Consider the following 22,419-nt stretch of genomic DNA (forward strand, 5'->3'; position numbering starts at 1 on the left):
GCGTTAGAATGCGGGCGTTTCACCATTTTCCCCTCGTTTTCGTCTGCGTGGATGCAGCACTCCTTGCGCTACCTGGTGCAGGAAAAGGAGATACCGATGATGGTGCGACGTCTGTCGATGGCCCTGATTCTGCTGGCCCTGCTGGGTTTCGGCGTTCACTCGGCGGAGGCCCAGACCCTTCGTATCGGCGTGTTCGACGCCCAGCGTGTGTTCAACGAAACCGCTGAAGGCGCCAAGATCCAGGCCCGGCTCAACGCCCTTCAGACGGAGAAGCAGGACGAGCTGGAGCGTGTCCAGCAGGAACTGAGGGCGATGCAGCAGAACATGGTGGCGACGGCGGCCAGCGTGAGCAACGACAAGCTGCGGGAGTTGCGCCTGAAGATCGACCGCAAGACCATCGAGCTCGAGAGCCTGCAAAAGTCCGCCACGCGCGAGTTCCAGCTTGCGGTGGAGCAGGCCCAGGCCGATTGGCAGGCGCGGCTGGAGGGGCTGGTCAGGAAGTACGGCAGGGAAAAGGGCTATACCCTGATCCTTCCGATCGGCGTGGTCATCTACCATGCCGACACGACCGACATCACCGAAGACCTGATCAAGATCGTCGATGGGTCGGGAGCCGACTCGGCGTCATGAGACCGCGCGGCCGGGAGCGGTGGACCCTCGGCCGCCTGGCCGGGGCCCTCGGCAGGTCATGGCGGGGTGACCCGGACCGTGTCATCACGGGGGTCGCCGATCTGGCCGGCGCCGGCGAGCAGGACCTGGCGGCGGTCTACGATCCGCGGCTGAGCGATCGACTGCCCGGCTCGATGGCCGCGGCGGTGATCGTGCCAGACGATGGGACGTCAGGGTCGGGGAACCTGATCCTCTCTCCCTGCCCCAAGGCTGACTTCGCGCGCGCGGTGGAGCTGATCCGACCGGCGGCGGCGTTGATGCCGGGCATCCACCCTTCGGCGGTGGTGCATCCCGCGGCCCGGATCGCTGAAGACGTGGAGATCGGGCCGCTGGTCGTGGTCGCCGCCGGCTGCCGGGTGGGCTCCGGCTGCCGGCTGGGGGCCGGCGTGGTGCTCCTCGAGAACGTGGAACTGGGGGCCCGGGTCGAGTTGCACCCGCGGGTCGTGGTTTATCCCGGTACCGTCATCGGTGATGATGCTCTGGTTCTCGCCGGGGCGGTGCTGGGCGCACCGGGATTCGGCCAGGCTCACGACGAGCAGGGGCGTGCCGTCCGTGTGCCCCACCTGGGTCGCGTCGTGGTGGGGGCCGGTGCCGAGGTCGGTGCGAACGCCACCATCGATCGCGCGGTGTTCGGCCGGACGGTGATCGGCGCGCGGGCCAAGCTGGACAACCTGGTCCAGGTCGGTCACAACGCCGAGGTCGGCGAAGACGCCATGATCGCCGCCCAGTCGGGACTCTCGGGCAGCAGCCGGCTGGGGCGAGGGGTCCGGGTCGGTGGACAGTCGGGTCTGGCCGACCATGTGGAAGTCGCGGAGGGGGCCGCCGTTGCGGCGAAGACCGCGGTTTTCCACTCCGTGGGCCGGGGCGAGGTCGTGGCGGGCATACCGGCGCGTCCCATCGCGGCCTGGCGGCGGATGATGGCGGTCCAGGCCCGCCTGCCGGAGCTCTGGGCCAGGGTGCGCCGCCTGGTCGAGGCGCGGCCGCCGGGAAAGGAAACTTGAGCCCCGCGGGGCGGGCTACTTCCATGGGAGGTCTCGTGAGCGAGCCGGACACCTTGGACATTGGCAGAATCCTCGAACTTCTGCCCCATCGTTATCCCTTTTTGCTGATCGACCGTGTCGAGCAGGTCGAGCGCCGCCAGAGGGCGGTGGGTATCAAGAACGTGACCATCGGGGAGCCCTTTTTTCAGGGGCATTTTCCCGGCGCGCCCGTCATGCCGGGAGTGCTGATCGTCGAGGCCCTGGCCCAGACGGCCGGGGCGCTGATCATGCTCGAACTCGAGGATCCGACCCGGCAGCTGCTGCTCTTCAGCGGTATCGACGAGTGTCGCTTCCGGCGTCCGGTGGTGCCCGGCGATCGGCTGGAGTTGGAAGTCGTCGTCCAGCGCCTCCGGCCCCGGATGGCCAAGGTCAAGGGGGTGGCTCGAGTCGGTGGGGAGACGGCGGCGGAAGCGATGCTCCTGTGTGCCATGATCCCGCGGGAGAAGGCTCCGTGATCGACTGGCTCCAGGGCATCCACCCTTCGGCGGTGGTGCATCCCGACGCTCGACTGGCGGAGGGGGTCTCCGTCGGCCCCTTCAGCGTGATCGGTCCCCAGGTGGAGATCGGCCGTGGGAGCTGGATCGGCCCCCATGTGACCATCGATGGCCAGGTTCGTCTCGGTGAGGACAATCGCGTCTTTCCCGGTACGACCATCGGTTTCGCGCCGCAGGACCTGAAATACGCCGGGGAACCGACCCGGGTGGAGATCGGCGACCGCAACGTCTTCCGGGAGGGCTGCCAGGTGCACCGGGGCACGGTGGGCGGTGGCGGACTGACCCGGATCGGCAACGACAGCTTCTTCATGGTTCTCTCTCACGTGGCCCACGATTGCCGTATCGGTGACCACGTGATCTTCGCCAACGCCGGGACCCTGGCCGGTCACGTGGAGGTGGGCGATTACGCGACGATCGGTGCCTACACCGGTGTGCATCAGTTCTGTCGTATCGGGCCCCACGCTTTCATCGGGGGCTACTCGGTCATCACCCGGGACGCGCTGCCCTACTGCCTGACCGTGGGCAATCGGGCGCTGTGCTATGGGATCAACCGAGTGGGCCTCAAGCGCAAGGGTTTCGCACGGGAGGCGATTTCGGCCCTCGAAAGAGCGACGAGGAAGATCTTTCGCCCCGAGACGCGGCGCGAGCACGCGCTGGCCGAGGTGGAGGAGGCATTCGGCGACGTCGCGGAAGTGCGCCAAGTGGTCGAGTTCATCCGTTCGAGTCGTCGCGGTGTGATTCCGATTCGCCTGGGACAGAGCCCATGAGTGTTTCCTTGCGTGCAGGTGTCGTGGGTGTGGGGTCGCTGGGCCAACACCATGCGCGGATCTATGGCGAGATTCCAGGTGTTCGCCTGGTGGGCATCGTCGACAGCGATCCGCGGCGGGCCGGGGAGATTGCGGCACGCCACGGCTGCCGCGTCTTTCCCGACGCGGCGAGCCTGGCCGCCGAGGTCGATCTGGCCTCCGTCGCCACACCGACCACCGCGCACCAGCCGGTGGCGGAGGTTCTGCTGGCGGCGGGGGTTGCGACCCTGGTGGAAAAGCCCCTCGCCGGTGACATCGCGGAGGGACGGTCCCTGGTCGCCCTGGCGCGTCGGCAGGGCGTGCCGCTGATGGTGGGGCATACCGAGCGCTTCAACCCCGCCGTCTCGGCCCTGCTCGGGCAGACCCGCGACCCGCGTTTCATCGAGATTCATCGCCTGGCGCCTTTCGTGCCCCGCAGCCTGGACGTGGACGTGATTCTCGACCTGATGATTCACGACCTCGACCTGTGCCGCGTTCTGCTTTCCCGGGCCGAGGTGCAGAGCTTCGATGCGAGCGGAACGGCCGCTCTCACCGAGCGCATCGACATCGCATCGGTACGCCTCCGCTTCGCCGACGGGGCGGCCGCCAACCTGACGGCCTCCCGCATCAGCCAGGAACGGATTCGCCGGGTCCGGGTCTTCGAGATCGGGGCTTTTCACGCCTGCGACACCGTCAACGGAACGGCGAGCACCTTCCGCGTGCAGCGCGAAGCGGACGCTCCCCCCCGCATCGTCGGCGAAGAACTGACCCTGCCCCCCGGGGAACCGCTGGGCCGGGAACTGGCGGCCTTCTGCCAGGCGGTGGCCGCCGGTGACCGGGTACCGGTGCCGGGGGAGGACGGCCTGGCGGCCCTCGAACTGGCCCTCGAGATCCGCGACGACATCGAAAGCCAGCTTCGCCGATACCAGCCAGGTGGGAACTCGGGCCGATGAGCGCTGGGGGGAGCCGGAGGGGCGTCGACCGGCATCCCGCGACCGCCGCGTGTGGCAGATTCGGAGATCGTGCAGGATGATGGGCTCGATGGCTTCCTGCCCTGCGTGCGGGCCGGACCGCCCCAGCCCTCCGGTCCACGACTATCTCGAGCGGAAGGTTGCCGCCGGCGCCTTTCCATCTGCGGTCTATGCTTTTGGCCCCGCCGGCCGGAGTCCGGCCTTCCTGGGGGCGGTGGGCTCGATGGCGCGGGAGCCCGAGTCCGTCGCTGCACGCCCGGACGCGCTCTATGACCTGGCCAGCTTGACCAAGGGCGTGTTGACGGCAGTGGTCGCCGCCCGTCTTGCGGACCGCGGCGAGGTGGATCTCGATCAGCCCCTCGACCCGTGGCTCGACGAGATGACGGGCTACGGCGGGGCGACGCCCACCCTGGCTTCCCTCCTCACTCACGACGCGGGCCTTCCAGCGTGGGTGCCTCTCTACAGGGCGCCGGCCGGAGCTGCGGAGGTGGCGGCTACCATCGCGGCGCTGCCGCCGGACCGGCCTGCCGGGAGTGGAGCGCTCTATTCCTGCCTCGGCCCCATCCTGGCGCTGGTGGCCCTGTGTCGGGCCACCGGGAAGGATGCCGCTCGCCTGCTGGACGAGGAGATTCGCCGCCCGCTGGGTCTCGACGCCGACGAGATCGCCTTTTCTCCGCTACCCGGCGCGCTCATCGACCGCGTGGCTCCCACCGAGCGGGGACGGCTGCGGGAGGCGGCACTCGCCGGTCCCGGCTGCCGCAGCGATGAACTCGTCCCCGGACCTCGGAAGGTGCTCCGGGGCCAGGTACACGATGGGAACGCGGCCTTTCTGGGAGGAGCTGCGGGCAATGCCGGCCTGTTCTCCACTGCCAGCGCCCTGTTTCGCCTGGCCTCCGCCCTTGGCTGGTCCAGTGATTTCCTCTCCGCCGCCGCCCGGCGCCGCCTGGCCGAGCCTGCCGCGAGCGGGCCGGGCGGCGTGCGGACCCTGGGCTTCGAAGCGGCGTGTGGGGAGGACGGTCCCGGAGCGCCCCTGGGGGAAGACGCTTTCGGCCACGTGGGGTTCACCGGCACCTCGGTGTGGCTCGCCCCGGCTGCCGGTTGGGTGGTCGTGTTGCTGACCAATCGCGTGCATCCCGCCTGGGTCGAAGCGCCCATGCAGCGGTGGCGACACGAGTTTCACCAGCTTTGCCGTACCGCACTGGAGTCCTCGTGAGCAGCGCGGCCTGGCAGGCATCGCCGCGCGGCTTGGGCCCCCGGCGGGACGGCGAGTTCCGGCGGCTGACCCTGGCGGCGCTGATCTCGGTGTCGATCCATCTTCTGCTGGCGCTGCTGCTCCTGCTCGGTGTGGATGCCGATCCTGAGGCCGAGGAGATCATCGTTCCCTTGAGCCTCGAAGCTCCTGCCGACCCGCCCCAGCCCGCACCCCCGGCACCCGAGCCGGCGGTGCCGGAGCCGGCCGAAGCCGAGCCCGCGCAGACGCCTCCACCCGATCCCGACCCGAGCCTGCTCGGCTGGAACTCCCAGGGCGATCTTCCCCGTCCTCCGGATCGCCCGCCGGGACCCGAGGCGGAGGTTCACGGCCCGCCGGAGCCCAGGGAAGGGGAGGACCGGCTCGAGGGCGCTGAAGAGCAGCCGCCGGAGCCCGATATCGACTCGCCGGCTGTCGAGACTCCTCCCGAGGCGGTTCAGGAGCCTCCCGTGGAAGAGGCTCCTGAACCGCTGGAGGAGCCCCCGCCCGAGAAGCAGCCCGAGCCTGTGGTGGAACCCGCCGACTCGCCGGCCGAGGCCGAGAGCGCGAGCGAGCCCTTGGAGGAGGGCCAGGGGCCGACGCCCCGGGAGCGGGAAGAAGTCGCCCCCGAGCGCGTTGCGCCCGAGGCGCTGCCTTTTCCTTCCCGCCCGCCGGTGCGCCGGGATCGTCCCGCGCCGCGCCGTCGACCCCTGGATTTCGACGCCGAGATCAGCGGCGGCTATTTCGGTGACCTGAAGTTCGACTCCAAGGACTACAACTGGTCCGAGTATTCCACGAAGATCTATTTCGCTGTTTACCGGGCCTGGCTGAGGGAACTGCACGCCCGGGTCTTGCGTTTCCAGCGCGACCAGACCCTGCTCGGCCTGCCTACCCTGGACGGCACGGTAACGATCCACTTCGTCTTCCATCGCGACGGTCACGTCAGCGAGGTGGAGATTCTCGCGCCGTCTCCCGTGCCCACTCTCGACCGGGCTTCGGCCACGGCCCTGATCCGGGCGGTCTTGCCGCCCCTGCCCGCCGACTTCCCGCGGGACCAGGAGGGAATCACCTACAGCTTCACGATCCAGGGGTTCGAGTCTTCCCAGCAACTCCAGCGACGGTTGCGCTGGTCTCGAGCGAAGGGGGAGTTTTGACCCGGTTACAGGCCCCGTTCCGCCGCGGGTGCTATCATCACGGCTTTCGGAAAACCCCATGGAAGACAACCCTTTGACAAGCTTTGCCGAGATGCCGCTGCGAGACGAGCTCAAACAGGTGCTCGCCCGGGCCGGCTTCGAGACTCCCACGCCGATCCAGGCCCGCTGCATCCCCCTCGCCACCGCCGGGCGGGACATCACGGGCGTGGCCCAGACCGGGACGGGGAAGACCCTGGCCTTCCTGGTGCCCATCTTCGATGCTCTCGAGCCCTGCGATGATGTCCAGGCGATGGTGATCTGCCCCACCAGGGAACTGGCTCAGCAAGTGGGATCGGTGGCGCGCGATATCGGTGAACCCCTGGGAGTGAAGACGGCTGTCCTCTACGGCGGCACCTCCCTCGGGGGGCAGCAGAACGAACTGCGGGAACTTCCTGACGTCGTGGTGGGGACTCCGGGCCGGTTGATGGACTTTCTCAGCTCCGCCTGGCTGCGACCCCGCCGCCTGCGCTGGCTCGTGCTCGACGAAGCCGACCGCATGCTGGACATGGGCTTCATCGACGACGTGGTGAAGATCTGCTCCCGCTTGCCGCTCTCGCGGCAAACGATGCTCTTCTCCGCCACCATGCCCCCTCCCATCGAGGAGCTGACCTCCCGTTTCATGTATGAACCGGAGGTGGTGCGTATCGATGCCCAGACCCGGGTCGCGGCCGGGGTGGACCACTGCCTGTACTGGGTTCAGGAACGCGACAAGGAAAAGGCCCTGGCAGCGGTGATGGACAGGCACCGCGGCAAGAAGGCCCTGATCTTCACGGCGACCCGCGAGGCGACCAGCCAACTGGCGGCGCGTCTCCGCCGCCATGGTCATGAAGTGATCTCCCTTTCCAGTCTCCATTCGCAGAACAATCGGGAGCGGGCGCTCGATGCCTTTCGCAAGGGGGATGTGCCCGTGATGGTGGCGACGGACGTGGCCGCCCGGGGCATCGACGTGACCGATATCGACCTGGTCGTCAATTTCGATCTGCCCCGCGGTTCGGAAGAATACATTCACCGGGTGGGTCGAACCGGTCGTGCCGAGCGCGCCGGCAGCGCCGTCAGCCTGGCCGCTCCCGGTGACGAGGGCAAATTGGCGGAAATCGAGAAGATGCTCGGTGAGCCGATTCCCCGGCAGGAGTTGCCGGGCATCGAGACACCCGCCCGGGGGTCGTACACGCCGCGCCGCAGTGGCCGGGGTGGCGGTTCCCGCGAGGGGGGGCGGCGGAGGCGCCCCGGTCGTGGTGGTCGGGGCAGGGGAAAGGGTCAAAAGAAGTGAGCGCGATCTGGGACTTGTTCTCCAGGGGCGGGCCGGTGATGTGGCCGATTCTCGCCGCCTCTCTGCTGGCATTGACCGTGGCGGTCGAGCGCAGTCTTGCCCTGCGTCGTTCGAAGATCATTCCCCTGGCTACCGTCCGGCAGGTGCAGGGATTGCTCGCCGGAGGGCGTGTCCGGGAGGCCGCGGAGGTTTGCCGTCACGACGGCGGGCCCTTTGCGCGGATCGTCTTCGCCGGGCTCGAGTGGTGGGAGCAGGGTACCGACGCGGTACGAGAGGCCATCGAGGATGCGGGCCGACGGGAAGCGCCCGTACTGATGCGTTGGCTGGGTGTGATCGGCACGGTCGCCTCGGTTTCGCCCCTGATGGGGCTGCTCGGGACGGTGCTCGGCATGATCAAGGTCTTCCGTACGATCTCCCTCGAGGGGCCTGGGCAGGGCCAGGGATTGTCCGCGGGCATCGCCGAGGCGCTGATTACGACGGCCTTCGGGCTGGCCGTGGCCATCCCGGCTCTGATCGTCTTCAATCTGCTCTCATCCCGGGCCGAGCGCCTGATCCTGGATATCGAAGAGGCCTGCCACGGCGTGTTGCGCGAGCTGAGCCACCCCGCGCCCGATCGATCTCACGGTCCCGGCGAAAGTGCCGCGGTGGCCGACGGCGTGGAGTGACGCTGCCATGCGCTTTCTCCAGCGCGCGCCGCGCAAGCCGAACATCGAGATCTCGCCGCTGGTCGACGTGGTCTTCTTGCTGATCATCTTCTTCGCGGTTTCCACCACTTTTCGGGAAGGAGCCGGCTTGCCGGTGGAGTTGCCCAGCGCCGGCTCGGCGGTGATGCAGAACGCGGGACCGGTGGAGATCACCATCGGCTCCGAGGGTCGGATCGAAGTGGGAGGCAAGATCTTCCCCACACTCGAAGCTGCGACCGAAGCCATCTCCGTGGCGCTGGATGCTTCGTCCACCCGGAGCATCCTGTTACGGGGAGACCGCAAGGCCTACTACGAGATCATCGTCAAGGTGCTCGATCTGGCCCGACGGCTCGAGGTCAAGGGCATCTCCCTGGCCACCCGTAAGGGGAGTGCGGCGGAAGAGGTTCCCCCCTCTTGAGGATCATCGGCGGCAGCCTGCGTGGTCGTCGCCTGGGTGCCGTTCCGAAACGGGGGGTGCGTCCTACTGCTGATCCCGTACGGGAAGCGTTGTTCAACATTCTCGGGCCCGACGTGGTCGGGCACTTTTTCATCGATCTCTGCGCCGGCACGGGAGCGGTGGGCTTCGAGGCCCTGTCCCGGGGCGCTCGACCGGTGGTCCTGGTGGAAAAGAGCCGCGTGGCTCTTCGAGCGATCGACTCCAACATCGAACGCCTCGCCCTGGGCGACGCCGCTCACCTGCGGGTGGTACGGGCCGATGTACAGGCCTGGTTGGCCCAGGCCGGCCCCCTGGAGGGGCCGGGGGTGGTTTACGTGGATCCGCCTTACGGCGAGAGGCGTACAGGGCGCTGGGTCGACGCCCTGGTCGGGACCGGCGGGCTTCTGCCTGCCGGCGCCCTGGCCGTGGTCGAGCACCGCAGCGGACATCCGCCTCTCGTCACCGCGGGGCGTCCCTCGTGGACGCGGCGATACGGGGACACTTCCCTGAGTGCCTGGGCTGCCTCCCGGGAAACCGGCGCCGAATCCCGCTGAGGCGGACTCCGGCGGGCGGTGGGGTCCAAACGCGAAGGTTGCGGGACCGGCACGAAAGCTTGCGAACACTGGCGAAGGGCGATTGCCCCCGAGGGGGGCGAGGATATACATTCCCTTGGGCTCCTTTCCTTGGGGAAGGACTGCCGACCGGTGGATGAAGAACACCGGTGTGGAGGATCCATGGGTGTGCGAAGGGCTCTGACCTGTGTGGGCAGGCTGCTGGTGATGCTGGTGTTGGCGGGTGGCTGGGCGACGGTGGTGTCCGTGGCCCAGGGAGAAGATCCCGGAACGCGGGTGAGGGGATACGTGCCGCCACCCACGGCACTGCGACTCGTCGACGACCACTGGACCCCCTATCAGCCGCCGATGCCTCCCGAGGGTTCGCAGGTGCACGTCATTGTCAAGGGTGACACCCTCTGGGACCTGGCTGCCCACTACTACGACGATCCCTATCTCTGGCCGGTGATCTGGGACGCCAATCGCTATGTGACCTACTCGCACTGGATCTACCCCGGCGACCCCCTGGTGGTCCCGCCCCATCCCACGGTGGTGGGTGAGGAGGGCGTTCAGACGGTCGCCGAGGCGGAGCCCGAGCCCGAGTTCATCCCCCGCCGTGTGAGAGAGGTGGAACCCGAGCCGGAGGCGGAGCCCGTCGCCCCGCCCCTTCCCCAGGGGCCTGTGCTGATTCCCGCCGTTGAACAGCAGGAAATGATTTGTTCGGCCCAACTCGTCGAGCACTTCGATCCCACGCCCCTGTCCATTCTCGGCGCCGAGGAGCCGGAGAAAGAACTCCTGGCCCAGGCGGACATCGTCTACCTGTCGGCCGGAAGGGACATGGCCATCGAGCCGGGGGCGGAGTACATCGTCGTGCGCTCCTGGGGACGACTGCAGCGAAGCGTGGCCAAGCGTCGGCAGGATGGGCCGATCTACCTGCAGCGCCTGGGGCGCGTGCGTGTGCTGGCCAGCCATGCGGCCACGGCCACGGCGGAGATCCTCGACGCCTGCGCGGCGATCAAGGCCGGTGATTTTCTCGTGCCGTACCGCGAGATGCCCGTCCCCATGGTCGAGCGCATCCCCTTGCAGGAATTGACGACCCCCTTCCCTGGACGGCTGAACGGCGAGGTGATCGTGGCCGCCCATCCCGAGGCGACGGTGGCCGCCTCCGGCGAAGTCGTGGGCATCGACCTGGGATCCCGGGCGGGCTTGACCGCGGGTGACCGCATCCTGTTCTGGCGGTCCGCCGAGGGGGCCGCCTCTAGGATGGGCGGTGCTTCACCCCGACGGGTCGTGGCCCAGGGGGTGGTGCTGGTGACCAACGCGGGGGGCTCGATGGTCAAGATTCTCGAGTCTCGCGCGGAGGTACGCGTGGGTGACGCCGCCGAGGTTCTCTGAGGCTCGGTCCGCCTGCCGGTCGGTTCAGGATCCGCAGGTCCGAAGGATCTTCTGCCGCAGGAGGATCGCCTCGAGGGCGAGGGAGACCGACGCCGCCAGGGCCTCGAGGGGCGGCGCGCCGGCGGGGGTGTTCTTCGGGCGATCCGCGTAGAGGGCGGCGACCAGCCGCCCGCGGACCGTGATGGGCAGGACGGCGACTGCTCCCGGCCATGTCTCCCCCCCCAAGCGTCGTAGCAGTTCCCGGTTGCCCGGGGCATCGGGCAGGGGGCCTTCGATCACCTCGCCGTCGGCGGCCAGTTTCTCGAAGACGTCTCCCGAACCCGTTTCCCAGGCCGGCCAGTCGCCCCCGGGTCGGTCCGAACCGAAGGCAGTGAGGATCGTGGCGCGGCCGTCCCGCAGGGCCAGCGCCGCACCCCGGGGAAAGAAGTGGGAGAGGGCCTCGAGAGCGATCTCGAGAACCTCGTCGCGGCTTTCCGCCCGAGCCAGGCGCCGGCCGGTTTCCTCGAGGGAAAAGGTTCTGACGGGCGTGGCCGCTGGAGGGGAAGGGGGCGTCCGGCGGGGCGGGCCCTGCGGCGTCGTGTCGGCTGTCCCCCGGCCGAAGAACTGCCCGAGGGCGTCGTTGAGCAGGATCTCCGGAGCGACGTGGGGAATGACGTTGAAGCCGGTCAGAAACGCTGCTTCGTGGATCGCCAGGCTGTCGGCCGGGTTCTGGATGGCCAGGCGCAGGTCTTCCCCTTCCACGCTGAAAGGCACGGCGTGATGGCGCCGGCAGAACTCCTCGGAGAGCAAGGTCGTGAGCTCGGGAGGCGCGGAAAGGAGGGTCTGCCGGTCCACCGACTCCACGCCGTGGAGAGCGGCCAGCGCCTGTCCGACAACGCCCTCGTCGATGAAGCCGAGTTGAACGAGGCGCGTCCCCAGGGCACCGCCGAAGGCAGCCTGGGAACGCAAAGCCTCGTCGAGCTGCTCCCGTGTGAGCTGCCCGTTTTCAATCAACCATTCGCCCAGTCTGGCCGCCATCGATGGCGCCCTCCCGCGGGCTCGAGTGGGCAGGCTAGTGGCCCGCCTTCTCCCGCATCGCTGCCTTGCGTGACAAGCGGACGCGCCCCTGGGCGTCGATATCGATCACCTTGACCAGGACCTCATCACCTTCCTCGATCTCGTCGGTAGTGTTCTTGACCCGGTGTTCGGCGATCTCGGAGATATGAAGCAGGCCCTCGACGCCGGGGAGGATCTCCACGAAGGCACCGAAGTTGGTGGTCCGCACCACGCGGCCCATGTAGATCTTGTTCAACTCGGCCTCCGCAGTGAGTTCCTTGACGATTTCGGCGGCTCGCCGGGCGCCTTCGAGGTCCACCGAGGCGATGTCCACCCGTCCGTCGTCTTCGATGGAGATGTCGCAGCCGGTCTGTTCCTGGATCGAACGGATCACCTTGCCGCCCGGGCCGATCACGTCACGAATCTTGTCTTTCGAGATCCAGACGGTAATGATCCGCGGCGCATAGGGGGAGACATCGTCGCGGCCCTTGGCGAGAACCTCGTTCATCATGTCGAGCAGTTGGAAACGGGCCTTGCGGGCTTGCTCGAGAGCCTGGCTCATCACCTCGCGGGTCACGCCGCCGATCTTGATGTCCATCTGCAATGCGGTGATGCCGTCGACGGTGCCGGTGACTTTGAAGTCCATGTCACCGTGGTGATCCTCGGCGCCGGCGATGTCGGTCAGCACGGCGAAGTCACTGCCCTGCATCACCAGGCCCATGGCGATTCCAGCCACGGGTTTGCGCAGGGGCACGCCCGCGTCCATCAGCGAAAGGGATCCGCCGCAGACCGAGGCCATCGAAGACGAGCCATTGGATTCGAGGATGTCCGAGACCACCCGAATGGTGTAGGGAAAATCGTCGACAGAGGGAATCATCGGTCGCAGGGCCCGTTCCGCGAGCGCGCCGTGGCCGATCTCCCGGCGGCCGGGGCCGCGCAGGAATCGGACTTCACCGACTGAGAAGGGCGGGAAGTTGTAGTGCAGCATGAAGCGTTTCTCGCCTTCGAATTCGAGTGAGTCGATGCGCTGGGTGTCGGAAGCCGTGCCGAGGGTCGTCAGAACCAGGGCCTGGGTCTCGCCGCGGGTAAACAGCGCCGAGCCGTGAGTCCGGGGCAGCACGCCCACATCGATGGTCACCTTGCGGATCTCGTCGAGTTTGCGGCCATCGAGCCGGCGCTTGTGGGTCAGCACGAAGTCATGGAGGATTTCGTCCTGCAGGTCGTGGAAGATCTTCTTGATCTGACCGGCCTGCTCGGGCTGATCTTCGGGAACCTCGGCAAGCAAGCCATCGAGAACAGCGCCGACCTGGGCGTAGGAATCGAGCTTGTTCTCGATCTGCATGGCCTCGAGCAGGGGGCCGCGGGCCGTGGCGCGAACCTTCTCCACCAGATCGGCGGGGATTTCCGGCGGGGTGAACTCGCGCTTGGGCTTTCCGGCCTCGGCAGCCAGTTCCTTCTGCGCGGCGATCAGCGGCTGGCAGGCTTCCTGGCCTTTGAAGAGCGCGGTGATGATCTCTTCTTCGGAGGCCTCGACCGCACCCGCCTCGACCATCACGATGGCTTCTTCACTGGCCGCCACGATGATATCGAGCTTGCTTTTCTTCATCTCTTCGTGGGTGGGGTTGACCAGGTACTCTCCGTCTACCAGTCCCATGCGCACGGCGGCGATCGGCGTGCTCCAGGGAATGTCCGACAGGGAGAGCGCGAACGAGGCACCGGTGACGGCCAGCACGTCCGGGTTGTGTTCACGATCCGCTGAAAGGACCAGGGCGATCACCTGGGTCTCGAAAGCCCACCCATCGGGGAACAAGGGACGCAGGGGGCGGTCGGTGAGACGGGCGGTGAGGGTCTCCTTTTCGTTGGGGCGTCCCTCGCGCTTGAAGAAGCCGCCGGGGATCTTGCCGCCGGCGTACATGTTTTCGCGGTATTCCACGGTCAGTGGAAGGAAGGGGATGTCACGGGCGGAGTTGGCCGCCTGGGCGGTGACGAGAACCACCGTATCTCCCTGGCGGATCGTCAGCGCGCCGCTGGCCTGGCGGGCCATCTTGCCCGTTTCCACGATGATCTCGTGGGGGCCTACCTGGATACTCTTCTTGACATGGGACACAGCTCGCTCCTTGCGTCAAAAGACGCCTGGGCCGTGGGGCGGGAGCAGGGGGAAAAGCCGTGACGGGGAGAGTGGGCTGTGTAGCCAACGGACACGGCAAGGCGGAGGAACCCGGGGGCACCCTCGCTTTCTCGCGGCAGTTCGCGCCGACTTGCCGCAGCCTTGGCTACGCAGTCCAGTCACCCCAGACGATCTCACCCCCTCACCGCCCTGGCCGGATGAATGAGGGCCCACTCCCCGGCAGGGAGCGGGGAAGGGAACCGCGCTCAGCGGCGGATTCCCAGCTTTTCGATCACCTGCCGGTACGCGGCGGGGTTCTTCCGCTTCAAAAAGCGGAGCAGCCGCCGCCGCCTGCCCACCATTTTGAGCAGGCCCAGTCGTCCGTGGTGATCGTGCTTGTGAATTTTGAAATGCTCGGTCAGGTGCTTGATCCGCGCGGTCAGTGCCGCGATCTGCACCTCCGGGGAGCCGCTGTCCGCCTCGTGACGGCGAAACTCCTGGATCTTCTCCGGGCTGAGTCCTGGTTTGTTCATCTCGATCTTTCTCCCGCGGGGTTCGCCCTTCGGCCCCCCCAGTCTCGCGCCGCCCCGTTCGCACCGGACGACCGACAGGGAACTGCCATCTCCAACAAGAAAGCGGTGCGCGTGGCACACCGCAGCCGAGGATCCTAGCACCCGGAGTCGGGGTCGGCAAGCCCTTGGCCGAGAACGACCTCCGGGCGGATCCAGCCGTCTTTTTCCACGCGGGCCACTCCCAGCAGGCGGTGCAGGGAGTCTACCGCCCTCAGGTGTTGTTCAACGGCTGGGGGGATGGGATGGGGCGCCTGGATGGCCCTGCCGTGACAGAAATCCCGCGCGCCGGCATCCGGGAGCTCGATGGTGGGCAGGGGCAGGGGGATGGCCGAAAGGGGGATCAGGGCTGCGCGCATGTCTTCGCGCGTGACGTCCGTTGTGACGGCCTGGCGCACCGAGAGGGGGCCGATGGCCGTGCGACGCAACACGGTCAGGTGCCCCAGGGTGCCCAATCGGCGGCCCAGGTCCCTGGCCAGCGAACGGATGTAGGTGCCGCTGGAAACCCGGGCCGCGAAGAGCAACTCGGCGGGGGCGGAGGCCTGGAGCCGCAGGCGGTGGACGGTGATCTCGATCGCCTGAAGCACGGGCGCGTGGCCCTGGCGGGCGAGCCGATGGGCCCGCGTACCGCCGATTTTCTTGGCCGAGTAGGCCGGTGGCGTCTGGCGGTAGGTGCCGCTGAGGGTGCGGCTCAACTCCCGCAGGACTTTCCAGGGGGGAGGTTGCAGAGGAGGATCGCGACGCTCGGTCACCGTGCCTTCCAGGTCGAGGGTGTCGGTCTCTTCACCGAGCCGGATGCGGCCGGTGTAGGTCTTGGGCCAGCCATGGAGAAAGCGAACCAATCGTGTGGCCGGGCCTACCAGGCAGGGCAGGAGTCCCGTGGCGAAGGGGTCGAGGGTCCCCGCATGCCCGACCCGGCGCAGCCCCAGGTTGCGGCGGACCCGGCGGACCACGTCGTGGCTGGTCATCCCTGCGGTCTTGTCGATCAGCAGCAGGCCGCAGGGCGTGCCTTGCTTCATCCCAGAAACTCCCGCGAGATTTCGGAAATGCCGCCCGGCACGACCCTGTCGGCCTCCTCCACGAGCCTGTCGAACAGGCGCTCGAGGGGCTCCTGGCGGTCGGCGACGGAGACGAAGGCGAGGGTGCCCCGTTGCCTGAGATCCTGGTGCTCGATTTCAGCGGTAGCGACGTTGTGCCGCGAACGCGCGCGATCCGAGATGGCCCGGATCACACGGCGCTTGTCTTTGAGCGAAGCGCTGCCCCGCAAGAAGACGTCGATCACGAGAAGACCCACCCGCATCGCACCGCCTCCTGTGCGCGGCTGCCCCGGCGCTCGGCCGTGGTCAAGCGTTGAGAGATTCGCGCTTGACCGATTCCACCACGAAGGCCTCGATCTCGTCGCCGGGCTTGATGTCCTGGTAGCGTTCGATGCTGATACCGCATTCGAAGCCGGCACGCACCTCCCGCGCATCGTCCTTGAAGCGCTTGAGCGAGCCGATCTTGCCCTCGTGGATCACGACGTTGTCACGCAGCAGGCGAACCTGTGCGTCGCGACGCACGAGGCCGTCGACCACATAACAGCCGGCGATGACCCCGAGTTTGGGCACCCGGAAGGTTTCGCGCACCTCCACTCGGCCGAGGTAGACTTCCTTTTCGACGGGGGAGAGGGTGGCGAGCATGGCCTGTTCGATCTCTTCGGCCACCTTGTAGATCACAGTGTGCAGGCGAATGTCCACGCCGACGCGCTGGGCGATTTCGGGGACACCGCGCTCGGGGCGGACGTTGAAGCCGATGATGATCGCGCGGCTCGCCGAGGCGAGCAGGATGTCGTTCTCGGTGATGGCACCGGTTCCGGAGTGGATCACGCGTACCTTCACCTCGGAAGTGGAGAGTTCCTCCATCGCGGCCGAGAGCACTTCGACCGAACCCTGAACGTCCGCCTTGATCACCAGCGGCAACTCGTTGACATCGCCCTGCTGGATCATCTCGTGAAGCTTGTCGAGGGTCGGCAGGGCGGTCCGGCGCGCCTGCTCTTCTTCCTTCTGTTGTTGCCGGCGGTAGACCGAGATCTGCCTGGCCTTCTGCTCGTCCGGGAAGACTTGGAGCATGTCACCGGCCTGGGGCACTTCGTCGAGTCCCATGACCACCACCGGTGTCGCAGGCCCGGCTTCCTTCAGCCGCTTGTCGTGTTCGTCCACCAGGGCTCGGACACGGCCCATGCTCGCGCCGACGACGAAGACGTCGCCGATTTTCAGCGTGCCGTTCTGCACCAGGACAGTCGCAATAGGGCCTCGGGACTTGTCGAGTTTGGCCTCGAGCACCGTGCCGGTGGCAGGGCGCTTGGGGTCGGCCTGCAGTTCGAGGACATCGGAGACCAGCAGGATCATCTCGAGCAGTTGGTCGATGCCGTCTCCGGTCCTGGCCGAGACGTTGACCGTCACCGTATCGCCGCCGAAAGCCTCGACCAGGACATCGTGCTCGATCAACTGCTGGAGGACGCGATCTGGCGCGGCGTTGGGCTTGTCGATCTTGTTGACGGCCACTACGAGGGGAACATCGGCGGCCTTGGCGTGGTGGATCGCCTCGATGGTCTGGGGCATGACGCCGTCGTCGGCTGCCACGACCAGGACCACCACGTCGGTCACCCGGGCGCCGCGGGCGCGCATCATGGTGAAGGCGGCGTGACCCGGAGTGTCGAGGAAGACGATCTCGCGATCCTTGCCTTCGTGCTTCTGGGTGATCTTGTAGGCACCGATGTGCTGGGTGATGCCGCCCGCTTCCCGCTCGGCGACGCGGGTCCGGCGGATTGCGTCGAGCAGACTCGTCTTTCCATGGTCCACGTGGCCCATCATCGTCACCACCGGTGGCCGTGGAATGCCTTCGCCTTCGGCGTAGTCCGGCAGATCCTCGCCACTGATGCTGCTCGCTTCGGCGAGGGCTTCCTCTTCCATGGTCACCCGGTGAGGGGTCCCACCGAAGGCTTCAACGACCCATGCCGCGGTCTCCTCGTCGAGGGCGAGGTTGATCGTGGCCATGATCTTCTTTTCCATGAACAGGCGGGTGATGACGTCCTTGGCCTTGCGGTTCATGCGATCGGCAAGGTCTTTAATCGTGATGCCGTCGGAAATCTTCACTTCGCCCACCGGTGTCTCGGGGACCTCTGCGCGGCGCGCGGCGGCCTGCCGGGCTTCGGCGGCGGCTTCCTGTTGCTGTTGGCGCCGGCCGCCTTTCTTGCCCTTGCGGGACCCGGGGCGCTGGCCGGGCGAGGGGCGAGCCGCCGTACCTCGACGCGGAACGGCACCGGCGCTGGCGGCGCGGGGATCCGGTCGGGTCGGCCGCAGATCGGAAAGAGGCCGGCCGAGAAGCTCGGCCCGCTCTTTGGCCGTCGTCGGGGGGGGGGCGATGACGGCCTTGCCCAGGCCGCCTCCCCGGGTGGCCGTCGGACCGGCAGGCTGCGCCGGCGACCGGGTCGGCGGGTCGGCGGTGGCGGGCGCCTCTGCGGGGGGCGGGGCTTCCGCCGCGGGGGCCTCCTGGTTCGTCGGGGCAGCCGTCGCGGGCGCTTCCGCCGCGGGCCGGGCCTCTTCCGTCACCGGCGGCTCGGGGGCCGGTGGCGCGGCCTGGGCCGCGGGGGGGGGAGCCGCGGGAGTCGGGGGGGCTTGGGGCTGGGGAGCCGGGACGGTGCTGGGCTCACCCTCCTCGGGCTTTTTGCGCGCCGCACTGCGGCGGGCGAGAGCCTTTTCGCGGGCCGCGCGCCGGGCTTCTTCCTTGCGCTGCTCTTCGCGCCGCGCGGCATCGGCAGCGGCGCGTTCGCGGGCTTCCCGCTCCGCGAGAGCCCGCCGAATGGCCTCTTCCTTGGCGTTGGCGGCAGCCTTGGGCTTCGGCTTGAAAAGCTCGCGCAGCTCGGCCTCCAGCTCGTCGGTCAGCGAGGCCAGATTGGACTTGGCCTCGATGCCCATATCTTCGAGGGCGTCGAGCAGGTCCTGGCTCTCGACTTTGAGCTCCTTGGCCAGTTGGAAAATCCGCACGGTCACTACTCCTGTCTTTCCCGGTTATTCCTGCGGCCCGGTTTCGGCCGCGCCCTCTGCCGGGGCGGTATCGCGGGTTTCGGCTTCCGGGGAGTCCTCCTCCCCGGGATTCTGCTGGTCAGGAAGACCGAGCAGAACACTGGCGTCCACCTCGTCTTCCGCGGCGGGTTGTCGTTCAGCGGCAAACTGCTCGGCGAGGCGTCGAGCCTCCTCCTCTTCCTGGCGGACGGCCTGGATCACCTGCTCGGCGTGATCATGGATGTGCAGGCACATGTCGACGTCGATGCCGGGGACACGCGTGAGGTCCTCGAGATCGGCGGCGATGAGTTGTTCGAGATCGCGGAACCCGGCCTCGATCAGCGACGCGACGACCTCGTCGGGAATCTGTAGTCGCTGGAACAGCCCCGCCGCACGGGCCCGGGCCTCGTCCTCGGCTTCCACCTCGGCGCGTTTTTCGGTCTCACTCTTGATATCGATCCGCCAGCCGACCAGTCGACCGGCCAGGCGCACGTTCTGTCCCCGCTTGCCGATGGCTTGGGAGAGCTGCTCATCGGCGACGATGACCTCCACCTCGCGCTCGACCGGGTCTTTCATTGCGACGCGGTTCGCCGAAGCGGGCTTGAGAGCTTCGCGCACGAAGGCCAGCGGGTCCTCGTGATACTGGACGATGTCGATCCGCTCGCCGCGCAGTTCCCGAATGACGGACTGCACCCGGTTGCCCTTCATCCCCACGCAAGCCCCGACCGGGTCGACGTCGCGATCACGGGATTGAACGGCGATCTTGCTCCGCTCGCCCGGATCCCGGGCGGTGGAGACGATGCGCACCGTCCCGTCGTAGATTTCCGGCACCTCCATCTTGAACAGCTCCATCACGAGCCGCGGATCGGTGCGCGAGAGAATCACCTGGGGGCCCTTGCCGGAACGCTCGACGTCCACGATGATCGCGCGCATCCGGTCGCCCTGGTTGTAGTGTTCGGCCCGGGACTGTTCTCGGCGGGGGATGATGCCCTCGGTGGGGCCGAGATCGATGATCAGGTCTCCCCGTTCGAAGCGCTTGACGATGCCATTGATGGGCTCGCCCACCCGGTCGATGTAATCGTTGTAGATCTTCTCCCGCTCGGCCTCCTTGACCTTTTGATAGATCACCTGCTTGGCGGCCTGGGCCGCGATGCGGCCAAGCTCCGGAACCTCGCGGGGGAAGCGCAACTCCTGGTCGAAGTCCGCTTCCGGGTCGTGTTCGAGGGCTTCCTCGAGGGAGATTTCGGTGTCCGGATCCTCGACTTCGGGGACCACGCGCTTGCGCGCGAAGACTTCGAAATCACCGGTCTCCTGGTCGAAGGTGGAGCCGATGTTCTCCTTGGTTCGGAGAACTTTCCTCGAGGCCGCGGCGAAGGCGTCCTCCAGGGCGCGAATGATCACGTCTCTGTCGATACCCTTTTCCCGGCCGATCTGCTCGATGGCCTGGATCAGTTGGTTCTGGGCCATGACGCCGTGCTCTCCCTCGGTCTCTCTACCAGTCCGGTTGGATTCTGGCGGAGACGACCGCGTCGAATGAAATCTCTCTCGCGGTGCCGTCTTCGTCCTCGACACGGGCCGCAGCGGGATCCGCCGCAAGAACCCGCCCGACGATGGTCTGCACCTTGCCGCCCGGTTCGCGCAGGCGCACTTTGACCTGCTGCCCCTCGGCCTTTTTCCAGTGTCGCGGCGAGCGCAGCGGACGATCCATGCCCGGAGAGGAAACCTCCAGGTCATAGGCATGGGGAATCGGGTCGAGCAGATCCAGTTCCCTCGAAAGCTGGCGGCTCACTTGTTCGCAATCGTCCAGACCGACGCGTCCGCCGGGGCGGTCGAGGAAGACTTGCAGCTTCCACCGGGGGCCACCCCGGCGGAAGACCAGGTCGTAGATCTCGAGCCCGAGGCTCTCCGCCACGGTCTGGGCCAGGCCCTCCACCTCTGACTCGATCCTGCTCGAACGGCTCACCGGCGCTCCTCGCCCTGCCGGTCCCGCCGGGGACCGGGATCCCGGCACGAAAAAAGGCGGCCCAAGGCCGCCTCGCAGTCCGAGGTCATACGGCGGACGCATACTACATGATTCCCGGGCCGCCATCAACGGATTCCTTGGGGCGCCCCCTTTGAGATGCAGGGCTTGGAGTTCGGGGCCGGAAGGGACGAGGAGAACAGTCGCCGGCTTGGGTGCGGCGAGCCCGGGGGGGGCGAATATGGGGTGACGCTTTTGGGCCCAGGGCCCGCCGGGCGGAGGGTCAGCCGAAATCCACGCCGGGAGAGTGCGCGTAAGTTGTTGACACTAAGGGCCCTTTAAAAAACATCTTTTTTTCTCCTTCCCGGCTTGACACTCTCCGGGCCCGGTGGCAATATCCCTCCTCGCCGACGGCACCTGCTCGGCACACCCGAGCGGGCACGGCGGTTTGACGCCTATGCGCCCATGAATCCGGCAAACGTGGCTCCGAGTCGAGGCTCGGGTCGCAGGGTTCGGCGGCGCGGACGGCGCAGGTTGTTCTTTGAAAACTGAGTAGTGCGTTTTTCGAGTCAAGAGCTCTGCGATCGACAGGCTCGGACCTCGGCGCCGCGTTCCCACCCCCGTGGGGGCGGGGCGAACGGCCGGGCCGATCAGTAGCAAGCAAGACCTCTGGTCTTTAATTCTGGATAACGAAAACCGAAGGCCCTGCGGGCTGGAGGTTTTTCAGAATGTAACTGGAGAGTTTGATCCTGGCTCAGAACGAACGCTCGCGACGTGCCTAACACATGCAAGTCGAGCGGACCCATGGGAGCTTGCTCCCGGAAGGTCAGCGGCAGACGGGTGAGTAACACGTGGGTAATCTGCCTTCGAGTGGGGGACAACCCGGGGAAACCCGGGCTAATACCGCATAACATCATCGGTTCCTTGGGGCCGGTGATCAAAGCTGGGGATCTTCGGACCTGGCGCTTGAAGAGGAGCCCGCGCCCGATTAGCTTGTTGGTGGGGTAATGGCCCACCAAGGCTTCGATCGGTAGCCGGCCTGAGAGGGTGATCGGCCACACTGGAACTGAGACACGGTCCAGACTCCTACGGGAGGCAGCAGTGAGGAATTATGCGCAATGGGCGAAAGCCTGACGCTGCGACGTCGCGTGGGTGATGAAGGCCTTCGGGTCGTAAAACCCTGTCGAGGGGGAAGAAATGTGCGGTCGCTAATACCGGCCGTGCTTGACGGTACCCCTGGAGGAAGCCCCGGCTAACTCCGTGCCAGCAGCCGCGGTAATACGGAGGGGGCGAGCGTTGTTCGGAATTACTGGGCGTAAAGCGCGCGTAGGCGGCGGGGTAAGTCGGACGTGAAAGCCCTCGGCTCAACCGAGGAACTGCGTCCGATACTGCCTGGCTTGAGTTTGGTAGGGGGTAGCAGAATTCCCGGTGTAGCGGTGGAATGCGTAGATATCGGGAGGAATACCGATGGCGAAGGCAGCTACCTGGGCCAATACTGACGCTGAGGCGCGAAAGCTAGGGGAGCAAACAGGATTAGATACCCTGGTAGTCCTAGCTGTAAACGATGGGCACTTGGTGTCGCGGGTTTCTACCCCTGCGGTGCCGGAGCTAACGCATTAAGTGCCCCGCCTGGGGAGTACGGTCGCAAGGCTGAAACTCAAAGGAATTGACGGGGGCCCGCACAAGCGGTGGAGCATGTGGTTTAATTCGATGCAACGCGAAGAACCTCACCTGGGTTTGAACTGGTTTGGAAAGCTTCAGAGATGAAGCCCCCTCTTCGGAGGCCATTTCAGAGGTGCTGCATGGCTGTCGTCAGCTCGTGTCGTGAGATGTTGGGTTAAGTCCCGCAACGAGCGCAACCCCTGCCCTTAGTTGCCAGCGGTTCGGCCGGGAACTCTAGGGGGACTGCCGGTGATAAGCCGGAGGAAGGTGGGGATGACGTCAAGTCATCATGGCCCTTATGTCCAGGGCTACACACGTGCTACAATGG

The 22,419-nt window shown here is 67.0% G+C and carries 20 protein-coding genes and 1 rRNA gene; 13 read left to right on the forward strand and 8 right to left on the reverse strand.

The genetic code is table 11. The annotated features are described in order from the left end of the window. Nucleotides 1-96 precede the first annotated feature (96 nt). From Q9Q40_07390 to Q9Q40_07445, 12 genes are all read left to right on the forward strand, one after another. Complete coding sequence (locus tag Q9Q40_07390) at nucleotides 97-630, forward strand: OmpH family outer membrane protein (GenBank protein MDQ7007040.1); 534 nt, start codon at nucleotides 97-99, stop codon at nucleotides 628-630. Then, nucleotides 627-1,670, forward strand: coding sequence for a UDP-3-O-(3-hydroxymyristoyl)glucosamine N-acyltransferase (gene lpxD / locus Q9Q40_07395; GenBank protein MDQ7007041.1), 1,044 nt, complete (start codon nucleotides 627-629; stop codon nucleotides 1,668-1,670). Before Q9Q40_07390 ends, lpxD begins: the two co-directional genes overlap by 4 nt. Nucleotides 1,671-1,705: 35 nt before the next feature. Then, complete coding sequence (gene fabZ / locus Q9Q40_07400; GenBank protein ID MDQ7007042.1) at nucleotides 1,706-2,164, forward strand: 3-hydroxyacyl-ACP dehydratase FabZ; 459 nt, start codon at nucleotides 1,706-1,708, stop codon at nucleotides 2,162-2,164. Next, nucleotides 2,161-2,970, forward strand: coding sequence for an acyl-ACP--UDP-N-acetylglucosamine O-acyltransferase (lpxA, locus tag Q9Q40_07405; protein MDQ7007043.1), 810 nt, complete (start codon nucleotides 2,161-2,163; stop codon nucleotides 2,968-2,970). The genes fabZ and lpxA overlap by 4 nt, the downstream gene beginning before the upstream one ends. After that, nucleotides 2,967-3,941, forward strand: coding sequence for a Gfo/Idh/MocA family oxidoreductase (locus tag Q9Q40_07410; protein ID MDQ7007044.1), 975 nt, complete (start codon nucleotides 2,967-2,969; stop codon nucleotides 3,939-3,941). The genes lpxA and Q9Q40_07410 overlap by 4 nt, the downstream gene beginning before the upstream one ends. Nucleotides 3,942-4,017: 76 nt before the next feature. Further along, nucleotides 4,018-5,172, forward strand: a complete 1,155-nt coding sequence (locus Q9Q40_07415; GenBank protein ID MDQ7007045.1) for a serine hydrolase domain-containing protein — start codon at nucleotides 4,018-4,020, stop codon at nucleotides 5,170-5,172. Then, nucleotides 5,169-6,341: an energy transducer TonB gene (locus Q9Q40_07420; GenBank protein ID MDQ7007046.1), complete on the forward strand. Its 1,173-nt coding sequence runs from the start codon at nucleotides 5,169-5,171 to the stop codon at nucleotides 6,339-6,341. Before Q9Q40_07415 ends, Q9Q40_07420 begins: the two co-directional genes overlap by 4 nt. A 58-nt stretch (nucleotides 6,342-6,399) precedes the next feature. Next, the gene (locus tag Q9Q40_07425; GenBank protein MDQ7007047.1) at nucleotides 6,400-7,650 is read left to right on the forward strand and encodes a DEAD/DEAH box helicase; all 1,251 of its coding nucleotides are present in this window, start codon (nucleotides 6,400-6,402) and stop codon (nucleotides 7,648-7,650) included. Next, the gene (locus Q9Q40_07430) at nucleotides 7,647-8,315 is read left to right on the forward strand and encodes a MotA/TolQ/ExbB proton channel family protein (GenBank protein MDQ7007048.1); all 669 of its coding nucleotides are present in this window, start codon (nucleotides 7,647-7,649) and stop codon (nucleotides 8,313-8,315) included. The genes Q9Q40_07425 and Q9Q40_07430 overlap by 4 nt, the downstream gene beginning before the upstream one ends. A gap of 7 nt (nucleotides 8,316-8,322) precedes the next feature. Then, nucleotides 8,323-8,751: a biopolymer transporter ExbD gene (locus tag Q9Q40_07435; GenBank protein ID MDQ7007049.1), complete on the forward strand. Its 429-nt coding sequence runs from the start codon at nucleotides 8,323-8,325 to the stop codon at nucleotides 8,749-8,751. Continuing rightward, entirely contained in the window at nucleotides 8,748-9,323 is a 576-nt protein-coding gene (gene rsmD, locus Q9Q40_07440) for a 16S rRNA (guanine(966)-N(2))-methyltransferase RsmD (protein ID MDQ7007050.1), read from the forward strand. The genes Q9Q40_07435 and rsmD overlap by 4 nt, the downstream gene beginning before the upstream one ends. A gap of 180 nt (nucleotides 9,324-9,503) precedes the next feature. Continuing rightward, complete coding sequence (locus Q9Q40_07445; protein ID MDQ7007051.1) at nucleotides 9,504-10,715, forward strand: LysM peptidoglycan-binding domain-containing protein; 1,212 nt, start codon at nucleotides 9,504-9,506, stop codon at nucleotides 10,713-10,715. Nucleotides 10,716-10,739: 24 nt separating this feature from the next. Here the strand turns inward: Q9Q40_07445 and Q9Q40_07450 are convergent, their stop codons facing one another. The 8 genes from Q9Q40_07450 to rimP form a co-directional block, all read right to left on the reverse strand. Next, on the reverse strand, nucleotides 10,740-11,732 hold the full coding sequence (locus Q9Q40_07450; GenBank protein ID MDQ7007052.1) for a hypothetical protein: 993 nt from the start codon (nucleotides 11,730-11,732) through the stop codon (nucleotides 10,740-10,742). A 34-nt stretch (nucleotides 11,733-11,766) separates the two neighbouring features. Beyond that, nucleotides 11,767-13,794 carry a polyribonucleotide nucleotidyltransferase gene (pnp, locus tag Q9Q40_07455; GenBank protein ID MDQ7007053.1) on the reverse strand — a complete coding sequence of 676 codons (2,028 nt, stop codon included), beginning with the start codon at nucleotides 13,792-13,794 and terminating at the stop codon, nucleotides 11,767-11,769. Nucleotides 13,795-14,123: 329 nt separating this feature from the next. After that, nucleotides 14,124-14,390, reverse strand: a complete 267-nt coding sequence (rpsO, locus tag Q9Q40_07460; GenBank protein MDQ7007054.1) for a 30S ribosomal protein S15 — start codon at nucleotides 14,388-14,390, stop codon at nucleotides 14,124-14,126. A gap of 134 nt (nucleotides 14,391-14,524) precedes the next feature. Continuing rightward, nucleotides 14,525-15,445: a tRNA pseudouridine(55) synthase TruB gene (gene truB, locus Q9Q40_07465; protein ID MDQ7007055.1), complete on the reverse strand. Its 921-nt coding sequence runs from the start codon at nucleotides 15,443-15,445 to the stop codon at nucleotides 14,525-14,527. Further along, the gene (locus Q9Q40_07470) at nucleotides 15,442-15,726 is read right to left on the reverse strand and encodes a DUF503 domain-containing protein (GenBank protein ID MDQ7007056.1); all 285 of its coding nucleotides are present in this window, start codon (nucleotides 15,724-15,726) and stop codon (nucleotides 15,442-15,444) included. The genes truB and Q9Q40_07470 overlap by 4 nt, the downstream gene beginning before the upstream one ends. A gap of 43 nt (nucleotides 15,727-15,769) precedes the next feature. Further along, nucleotides 15,770-18,451, reverse strand: a complete 2,682-nt coding sequence (gene infB, locus Q9Q40_07475) for a translation initiation factor IF-2 (protein MDQ7007057.1) — start codon at nucleotides 18,449-18,451, stop codon at nucleotides 15,770-15,772. 24 nt (nucleotides 18,452-18,475) lie between these two features. Further along, entirely contained in the window at nucleotides 18,476-19,936 is a 1,461-nt protein-coding gene (gene nusA, locus Q9Q40_07480; protein ID MDQ7007058.1) for a transcription termination factor NusA, read from the reverse strand. 25 nt (nucleotides 19,937-19,961) lie between these two features. After that, on the reverse strand, nucleotides 19,962-20,432 hold the full coding sequence (gene rimP / locus Q9Q40_07485; GenBank protein ID MDQ7007059.1) for a ribosome maturation factor RimP: 471 nt from the start codon (nucleotides 20,430-20,432) through the stop codon (nucleotides 19,962-19,964). Nucleotides 20,433-21,160: 728 nt separating this feature from the next. Between rimP and Q9Q40_07490 the strand changes: the two genes are divergently transcribed. Further along, nucleotides 21,161-22,419: ribosomal RNA gene (locus Q9Q40_07490) — 16S ribosomal RNA — on the forward strand; the annotation flags it as partial.

The organism is Acidobacteriota bacterium (genome assembly GCA_030949985.1).
GTDB lineage: Bacteria > Acidobacteriota > Polarisedimenticolia > J045 > J045 > JALTMS01.